Genomic DNA, 8,034 nt, shown 5'->3' with positions numbered 1-8,034 from the left:
GTCATCATGCGCCCTCCTCGACGCCGCGCTTGGCGAAGCTCGGCGTTGCCACCGATTTCATCCGCGGGAGCCACTGCACCAGCGCCGGCACGATGCCGCGCGGCATGATGAACAGGATGACGATCAGCGCGCTGCCATAGGCGATCCACTGCGCCTCGGGCGCCATCACCGGCCGCAGCGCCACCGGCATCAGGCCGAAGATCAGCCCGCCGACCACCGGCCCGGCGAGCGTGCCCTTGCCGCCGGTGATCACCATGATCACCATCGTCACCGTGTTGATGAAGGCGAAAACTTCAGGATCGATGATCTTGATGTAGTGCGCGTACAAGCTGCCGGCACCTCCGCAAATGCCGGCCGAAACCACAGCCGCCAGCGTCAGCGTCTTGGTGACGTCGATGCCGATCGACACCGCCAGCGTCTCGTTCTCCATCAAGCCACGCATCGCCCGACCGACATGCGAACGCACCAGCCGGGCAATCAGGAGATAACAAAGCACGGCAACGCCAAGCACTAGGTAGTAGTTGTGCAGCTTGGTGCGGAAGACGAATTCGCCGAGGCCCGGGAAGCTCACCTGCATCGGGGGGATGCTGGTCAGCGCCAACGGCCCCTGCGTCAGCTCGACCCAATTCAGCGCCACCAATCGCACCACCTCGGCGAACGAGATGGTGACGATGACGAAATACGCACCGCGCACCCGGAACGACAGCCGCCCGACCAGATAGCCGCATAGCGCCGACAGCAGCACGGCAACCGCGAAGCCGGCCAGCGGCGGCCACGGCTCGTGCACGACGTGCAATCCGAACGGCAGGCTGACGCTGAAGCCGAGCGAGGTCAACGCGCTGACATAGGCGCCGATGCCGAAGAAGGCGATGTGGCCGAGGCTGAGCTGGCCGGTGAAGCCGAGCAGCAGATTGAGGCTCATCGCGCCGATCACGAAGATGCCGGTGGTGATCAGCGCGTTGAGCAGATACGGATCGCTCAGCCACAGCGGAACGGCGGCGAGCGCAGCGACGATGATGATCGACAGTAACAATTTCATCCGACGCGCTCCGCACGAGGAAACAGCCCGGTCGGGCGGAAGACCAGCACGGCGATGATGATCAGGAAGCCCATCGCGTCGCGATAGCCGGAGGAGATGTAGCCGGCGCCCAGCTCTTCGGCGAGCGCCAGGATGAAGCCCCCGATCACCGCGCCGGTGATGTTGCCGAGACCGCCGAGAATGACGATGGCGAACGCCTTGACGGCGGCAAGATCACCCATCGCCGGATAGACCACGTAGACCGGACCGAGCAGCGCGCCGGCCGCGGCGGCAAGGCTCGAGCCCATTGCAAAGGTCGAGGTGTAGATCAGGTTGACGTTGACGCCCATCAGCGCTGCCGTGTCCTGATCCTGGAACGTCGCGCGCATCGCGCTGCCGAGCCGGGTGCGGTTGATCAGCACGTAAGTCAGCACAATCAACGCGCCGGCAGCGAGCAGCACGAACAGCCGCAGCCACGATACCGAGATCGGGCCGATCTCCAGCGGCGCGTCCGGAAACGGCGTCGGCACCGATTTGGCGACGCCGCCCCACACCCACAGCGTCGCCGACTGCATCGCGATCCAGGCGCCGATCATCACCAGCATGGTGGTGTCGATGTCGGAGCCGCGCAGCGGCCGCAGCAACGTCAATTCCACCAGCGCGCCGAGCGCCCAGCCGCTCGCGATCGCCAGCGGCAGCGCGACGAAGAAGTTCAACTCGAACTTCTGCACCACGATGAACATCACGTAGGCACCGAAGGTGTAAAGAATGCCATGGGTGAAATTCACGACATTCATGATGCCGAAGATCAACGTGAGGCCGATGCCGAGCAGCGCATAGGTGCCGCCGAGCACGAGCGTGTTGATGAGATGCTGGAGTAATTCGCCCAAGGTCGATCCTCACCTGCCGGGGAAGGACGAGGCGCTGGTCGCGCCTCGCCGGTGGTCGTGTCGTGCGATCAGAGATCCTTCATCCCGACTTTGCCGTCGGCGATCTCGATCAGGTACACGTTGGGCTGGCTCTGGCCGCTCTCCTTGCCGGCCTTTTCGATCGCAGCCGCCGCAGTGCGGATGCCGTCATAGCCGCGGAAGCTCTCGGTGCAGCCTGCGAAGTCGAAACCGCGCTTCTTCCATTCGGAGACGAAGTACGTGGTCGCTTCCGGGTTCGGCGTCTTGTCCGGGAACCACGGCAGGAAGGTCGTCAGATGCATGGTGCCGTTGGCGGCGGCCCCGGCCTGGGCGATGATCTGGTCGGGGTTCTGCGAACCGCCAGTGGTGATAATCCGCTTCTTCAGGCCGAGCGCGGCCGCCTGCTTGAACAGCAGCGTGAGCTGATCGACCGCCGCGGTGACGATGATCGTCTCAGAGTCCGAGCCCTTCAGTTTGGAGAGCTGCGCGCTCATGTCCTGCGCGCCCTGGTCCATGGTCTCGACCAGGCCGACGCCGATGCCCTTCTCCTTCATCATCTTGCCGAAGTCCTCGGCGGCGCCGCGGCCCCAATCGTTATTGATGACCAGGAAGTCGACCTTCTTCAGGCCGAGCTTGTCGATGATCTTGGCGAACGCGGCGGCCTCGATCGCCGACGGCGGCGAGATACGGAAGATGTAGGGATTACCCGTGGTGGTGATTTTACCCGAAGATGAGGTCTCCACCACCATCGGCACTTCGTATTCGATCAGCTTGGGCATCACCGCCAGCGTCAGGCTGGAGCCCCAGGCACCCATCATCACCGGCGTCTTGTCGCGGGTGATCAGCTTCTCGGCAACCGCGGCCGCTTCGGTCGGGTTGCTCTTGTTGTCCTCGATCACCAGTTCGATCTGCTTGCCGAGCACGCCGCCCTTGGCGTTGATCTCGTCGGCGGCAATCTTGGCGCCGTTGACGACGTAGGTGCCCGAGGCCGCGAAGGCGCCGGTCAGCGGTTCGTTGACGCCGATCTTGATCGTCTCGGCCGAGGCCGAGGCCATCAGGCACGCCGTCGCCAGCGCGATGAGAGAAGCAGTCCGCAGGGTTCGCATCATCCTCGTTTCTCCGTGATCGTTTTGTTGTTTCACCGGACGCCGCCCCCGGCGTCCGTCGCACGTCGACTTCGCCCGCCGCTAATGGCGGGACGTACCTCCCAGCCAGCGCGGCAGCCGGGCCCTTATCAGGCCGAGCAGCAGCGCCAGCCCGTTGAGATGTTGTGCAGCTTGAGCAGGACCGACCGTCTCACCGGACAGCTTGCGCTCGAGATTGGCTGCGAACTGATCGACCAGCCGTCGGGCGAGATCGCGCACCAGGCCGCTACGTCCGACCTGCGCCAGCAGACCGGCGAGCGTGTAGCCGATCGTCAGATCAACCCGAGTCACGCGCCCCTCACTCCGCGGCGTCAGCCGGTAGCGGATTTCACCCTGGGTCGATGACCGGCTGCGGCGATCATTGCCGGTGCCGATGATGCGACCCGAGCAGCCGTCTTCGGCACGATCGATCCGGGCAAGGCCCGCGAACTGCGCCGCGATCGGCCCGACCTGCACGCGGATCTCGCCTTCGATGCGATTGGGATCGGCGGCGTTGGTCAGAGCGACGCCAGGCAAACAGGCAGCGACCGCGGCGACATCTCCGAACAACGCAGCGACTTCCGCGGGCGGATGCTGCACCTCGAACGCCTGCTCGATCGTGGCGGTCGGCGTGAAGTCCGCAATCGCAGCAGTCGGCAGAGCCGCCGTGACGTTCGCGGGCGCAGACGACGCCACGTGGAGATCGTCTTTGGCCGCGCCATGTCCCGATCCGGCCGGCCCCAGTGTCGTGCGGCCCCCACCGACGACGAGTTGGATGCCGCGCGCACGGCGGGCTGCAATCACCGACATCACCGCGCGGACGATGCCGACATAACCGGTGCAACGGCAGAGGTTGCCGCTCATCCCGATGCGGATGGCTTGCTCGTCCGCCTCGGGCAGACGCAGCACCAGATCGCGCGCCGACACCAGCATGCCGGGCGTGCAGTAGCCGCATTGCAGCGCATGTTCACGCGTGAACGCGGCGCGCAGCTCGGTGGCGATCTCGTCGTCATCCAATCCCTCGATCGTGGTGACCGCAGCGCCCTCGCAAGCGGCTGCGAAGGTGATGCACGACCGCGCCGGAACGCCATCGATCAGCACGGTGCAGGCGCCGCAGACGCCATGCTCGCAACCGAGATGCGTACCGGTGAGGTCGAGATGATCGCGCACGACATCGGCCAAGCTTGTGCGCGGCTCGGGACGCAGATCGACGGTGCGGCGGTTGATAGTCACGGCCAGCGTGCTCATGCGGCCTCCTGCAGGGCGCGCTTCAGCACCGTGAGATGAATGTGGCGATGCACCGCGTCCGTGACGCCGGCGTCGCTCAGCAACCGGTCGGCAACGCGGGAATCGAACCGGTTCTTGTAGTCGGCGTCGATATGGCCACCGAACAGCTCCGCAGGCTCCGCGACCAGGATCGGCGCGGCATCGAGTGCGCCGATGACGATCCGCGCGCTCCCGGCATCAGGATCGATCAACACCGCGCATTGGCCGTGGGCGAATTCACCGGTCTTGCGGCAGGCCTTGACGTAGCCCCATTGCCCCTTTGCCGGCCGCTTCGGGATGTGGATCGCGGCGACCAGTTCGCCGGGCTGCAAACAGCTCTGCAGCGCGCCGACGATGAAGTCGGACAGCGCGACCTGCCGCGTCCCGGCGGGACTGCGGGGCGTCAGTCCCGCGCCGGGTGCGATCAGCACCGAGACCCAGTCGGCGGACGGATCGGCATGGCTCAGCGAGCCGCCGGGCGTGCCGCGATTGCGCACCGCGCGATAGGCGATGTTGGCAGCGACGCCGCGCATCGCGCCTCTCGTCACGTCCGGCACGCGGCCGTCTTCGATATCGGCGTGGGTGATGCAGGCGCCGAGCACCAGCTCGTCGCCACGGACCTCGGCTAGCTTCAGCTCGTCGATCGCGGTGATGTCGACGATCTGCTCGGGCTGCGCCAGCCGTAGATTCAGCATCGGCCCCAGCGACTGGCCGCCGGCCATCACCTTGGCGCCGGCGTTGCTGGCAAGCAACGCCAATGCAGAGGTGAGATCGCGCGGGCGGGCGTAATCGAACGGCGCGGGCTTCATGCGGCCGCCCTCCCCGCGTTCTGCGCCCCGATCAATGCTTCGACAACGCGATGCGGCGTGATCGGAGAGCGCATCAGTTCAGCGCCATAGGGCCGCAGCGCATCGTTGACGGCGTTGGCTATCGCAGCCGGCGGCGCGATCGCACCACCCTCGCCGATCCCCTTGACGCCGAACCGCGTATAGGGCGCCGGCGTCTCCATGTGATCGAGCCGTGGCGCCGGCACTTCGGTCGGTCCCGGCAACAGATAGTCCGCAAACGTCGTCGCCAGCGGCTGGCCGCTCGCATCGAACGGCATCTCTTCGTAAAGCGCGGTGCCAACGCCCTGGGCGAGACCGCCAAGAATCTGGCCGTCGACCACCATCGGATTGATCAGCACGCCGCCATCTTCGACGATCACGTAATCGAGAATTTCGACGGCCCCGAGATCGGGATCAACGGCGACGACAGCTGCATGCGCGGCGTAGCTGAAGGTGCCGCTGTCGCGCTGCGGCTTGTAGCCGGAGGTGACGTCGAGGCCGCCGGGATCGACATCCTTCGGCAGATCCTGCGGGCGGCGATACCAGGTGTGTGCGATCTCGCGCAGCGTCACGCTGCCGTTCGGGCCGTGGACCTCGCCGTCGCGCAGCTCGACGTCAGCCAAATCCTGCTGCAGCAGCTTGGCGCCGATGCGCTTGATGCGGTCACCGAGATCGCCGCACGCGGTCGCCACTGCTCCGCCGGCCATCACGGCGCAGCGCGAGCCCCATGTGCCGGTCGAATACGGCGTCATCGCCGTGTCGCCCAGAATGATCCGCACGTTGCCAACATCAACGCCGAGCATCTCGTGGGCGACCTGCGCCAGCGTGGTTTCCATGCTCTGGCCGTGCGAATGCACGCCGACACGAAGTTCGAGCCCGCCGTCCGGCGTCAGCCGCGCTGTCGCCTGCTCGTGGCCCGGCACCATCGGGATGCCCCAGCCGGAATAGACCGACGTGCCGTGCGCAGCCTGCTCGCAATAGATCGACACGCCGAGCCCGATACGGCGGCCATCCGGCTCTCCGCGGCGCTGCCGCGCGCGCAGGGCCTCGATATCAATGGCCTCCAAAGCCCGCCGCATCGCTTCTGGATAGTCGCCGCTGTCGAAATGCTTGTTGGTGATGTTGTCGAACGGCATCTGCTCGGGCCGCACCAAATTGCGCAGCCGCACTTCGCTCGGCTCCAGCCCTGTTTCGGCCGCGACGAGATCGAGCATCAGTTCCAGCGCGAAGCAGACGCCGGTGCGCGCGACGCCGCGATACGGCAGGATCGGACATTTGTTGGTGGCGACTGAAAAGGTCCGGCAGCGGTAGGCCGGCATCACATATGGGCCGGGCAGGATGCTGGCGACCTGCGCGGCCTCGAGGCATGCGGAGAACGGATAGGACGAGTACGCGCCAGAATCGACGGTCGCCTCGCAATCGATCCCGCGCAGTTTGCCGTCGCGATCGGCATAGAGCGTGATCTTGTAATGATGCTCGCGGCAGTTGGCGCTGGCGGTGAGATGTTCGCGACGATCCTCGATCCAGCGCACCGGATGGCCGAGCCGCATCGTCAGCCACGACAGACAGACCTCCTCGGGCAGCAGAATGCCCTTGTGGCCAAAACCGCCGCCGACATCCGGCGAGATCACACGGATGCGGCCCTGATCCATACCGAGGCATTCGGCGAGGCCGTTGCGGTTGATGTGCGGCATCTGCGCAGAGGTCGTGACGACGAGCTGATCGAGCCGGTGATCAAAGCTCGCCACTGCACCCCGGCCTTCCAGCGGCGCCATGCACTGCCGCGCCGTGGTGATCTCGCGCGACACCTTGATCGGAGCGTCGAGCGCCGCCGAGATATCGACTTCGAAATTGGTTTCGAGAAAGACGTTATCGCCCCAGTGCTCGTGCACCAGCGGCGCATCCGGCGCCCGCGCCTGCAGCATGTCGTGCACCGCCGGCAGCTCTTCGAGATCGAGCACCACGGCGGCCGCGATATCCTCGGCTTCAGCGCGCGTCGGCGCGACACACATCGCGATCAGTTCGCCGACCTGCCGGACCTTGTCGGTCGCCAGCACCGGCTGTTCGGAGATCTTGAAGCCCGGCAGTCCCGATACCGCACGGATCGGATTGACGCCGACGAGATCCGCGGCGGTGAACACACGGTCGCGATACGCTTCCGGCACATGGATGCCGCGGATGCGAGCATGCGCCAGCGGACTGCGTAGGAAGGCGACGTCCTGCATCCCGGCGAGGCGGATGTCGGCCACGTACTGACCGCGCCCGCGCATCAGGCGGTCGTCCTCCTTGCGCGGCAGGCGTGCACCGACGCCCTGCCCGCTGCCCTGACGCTGATCGATCCGTCCGTGCACCGCCGATCCCTCCTCAGGCTGCAACGGCTTCGGGCAGGATCGCGGCGTCGGCGTCGTAGCGGACGCCGGCGCGCAGGCAGAACGCCGGCTGCAGCAGGCTTTCCGCGATGACTTCGGTGTTCTCATTGTCGCGCAGCACGAAGCGGCCGGCGCGCTGCGTCAGCACCGACACGTCCGCCACCATCCCGACCTTCAGCGCACCAATCTCTTCGGCTCGATTGATCATCTTGGCCGGATTGGCGGTGACCATCGGCACCACCTGTTCGAGCGACAAGCCAAGCGCCATCATCGAACTCATCGCCTGCACCAGGCTGAACTTGGCCTGCCCGGCGAACGGATGGTTCTCCTCGTCCTCGTGCTGATCGGGCGTGCCGGCCGGCGCCGGCACGTGGGTGTTGTAGCCGTGGATGTCGGCGCCAAGCGTCGTCGGCACGATGCCGGCGGCGATCGCCTTCTTGGCGAGCCGATAAGAGAAGTGGCTGCCGTGGCCGACATCCACCTTCAGACCGCGATCGAGCGCCGCCTGGATCACAGGATGGA

Annotated in this window: 7 protein-coding genes; all 7 read right to left on the bottom strand. The window is 66.1% G+C overall.

The window, feature by feature from the left end:
- Positions 1–4: 4 nt before the first annotated feature.
- Positions 5–1,039, bottom strand: a complete 1,035-nt coding sequence (locus DYI24_RS16470) for a branched-chain amino acid ABC transporter permease (protein ID WP_164573066.1) — start codon at positions 1,037–1,039, stop codon at positions 5–7.
- Positions 1,036–1,908 carry a branched-chain amino acid ABC transporter permease gene (locus DYI24_RS16465; protein ID WP_164573065.1) on the bottom strand — a complete coding sequence of 291 codons (873 nt, stop codon included), beginning with the start codon at positions 1,906–1,908 and terminating at the stop codon, positions 1,036–1,038. The genes DYI24_RS16470 and DYI24_RS16465 overlap by 4 nt, the downstream gene beginning before the upstream one ends.
- A 68-nt stretch (positions 1,909–1,976) precedes the next feature.
- Positions 1,977–3,035, bottom strand: coding sequence for an ABC transporter substrate-binding protein (locus DYI24_RS16460; RefSeq protein ID WP_164573064.1), 1,059 nt, complete (start codon positions 3,033–3,035; stop codon positions 1,977–1,979).
- A 78-nt stretch (positions 3,036–3,113) separates the two neighbouring features.
- A complete protein-coding gene (locus DYI24_RS16455; protein WP_164573063.1) occupies positions 3,114–4,298 on the bottom strand; it encodes a xanthine dehydrogenase family Fe-S subunit in 1,185 nt (394 codons plus the stop codon).
- Positions 4,295–5,125: an FAD binding domain-containing protein gene (locus DYI24_RS16450; protein ID WP_164573062.1), complete on the bottom strand. Its 831-nt coding sequence runs from the start codon at positions 5,123–5,125 to the stop codon at positions 4,295–4,297. Before DYI24_RS16450 ends, DYI24_RS16455 begins: the two co-directional genes overlap by 4 nt.
- Positions 5,122–7,413 carry a xanthine dehydrogenase family protein molybdopterin-binding subunit gene (locus DYI24_RS16445; RefSeq protein WP_164573067.1) on the bottom strand — a complete coding sequence of 764 codons (2,292 nt, stop codon included), beginning with the start codon at positions 7,411–7,413 and terminating at the stop codon, positions 5,122–5,124. Before DYI24_RS16445 ends, DYI24_RS16450 begins: the two co-directional genes overlap by 4 nt.
- Positions 7,414–7,507: 94 nt before the next feature.
- The coding region (locus DYI24_RS16440) for an amidohydrolase family protein (protein WP_164573061.1) at positions 7,508–8,034 on the bottom strand (527 nt) is incomplete at its 5' end.

The organism is Rhodopseudomonas sp. BR0C11, from assembly GCF_010820945.1.
GTDB classification, from domain to species: Bacteria; Pseudomonadota; Alphaproteobacteria; order Rhizobiales; family Xanthobacteraceae; genus Rhodopseudomonas; species Rhodopseudomonas palustris_H.
Note: the sequence above shows the minus strand (reverse complement) of the source record. Positions and strands in the feature narration are given on the sequence as shown.

What these genes read in the sequence shown, in the direction of transcription:
- DYI24_RS16470 (WP_164573066.1), bottom strand. Translation starts at nt 1,039, where the DNA reads ATGAAATTGTTACTGTCGATCATCATCGTCGCTGCGCTCGCCGCCGTT.
- DYI24_RS16460 (WP_164573064.1), bottom strand. Translation starts at nt 3,035, where the DNA reads ATGATGCGAACCCTGCGGACTGCTTCTCTCATCGCGCTGGCGACGGCG.
- DYI24_RS16455 (WP_164573063.1), bottom strand. Translation starts at nt 4,298, where the DNA reads ATGAGCACGCTGGCCGTGACTATCAACCGCCGCACCGTCGATCTGCGT.
- DYI24_RS16450 (WP_164573062.1), bottom strand. Translation starts at nt 5,125, where the DNA reads ATGAAGCCCGCGCCGTTCGATTACGCCCGCCCGCGCGATCTCACCTCT.
- DYI24_RS16445 (WP_164573067.1), bottom strand. Translation starts at nt 7,413, where the DNA reads ATGCGCGGGCGCGGTCAGTACGTGGCCGACATCCGCCTCGCCGGGATG.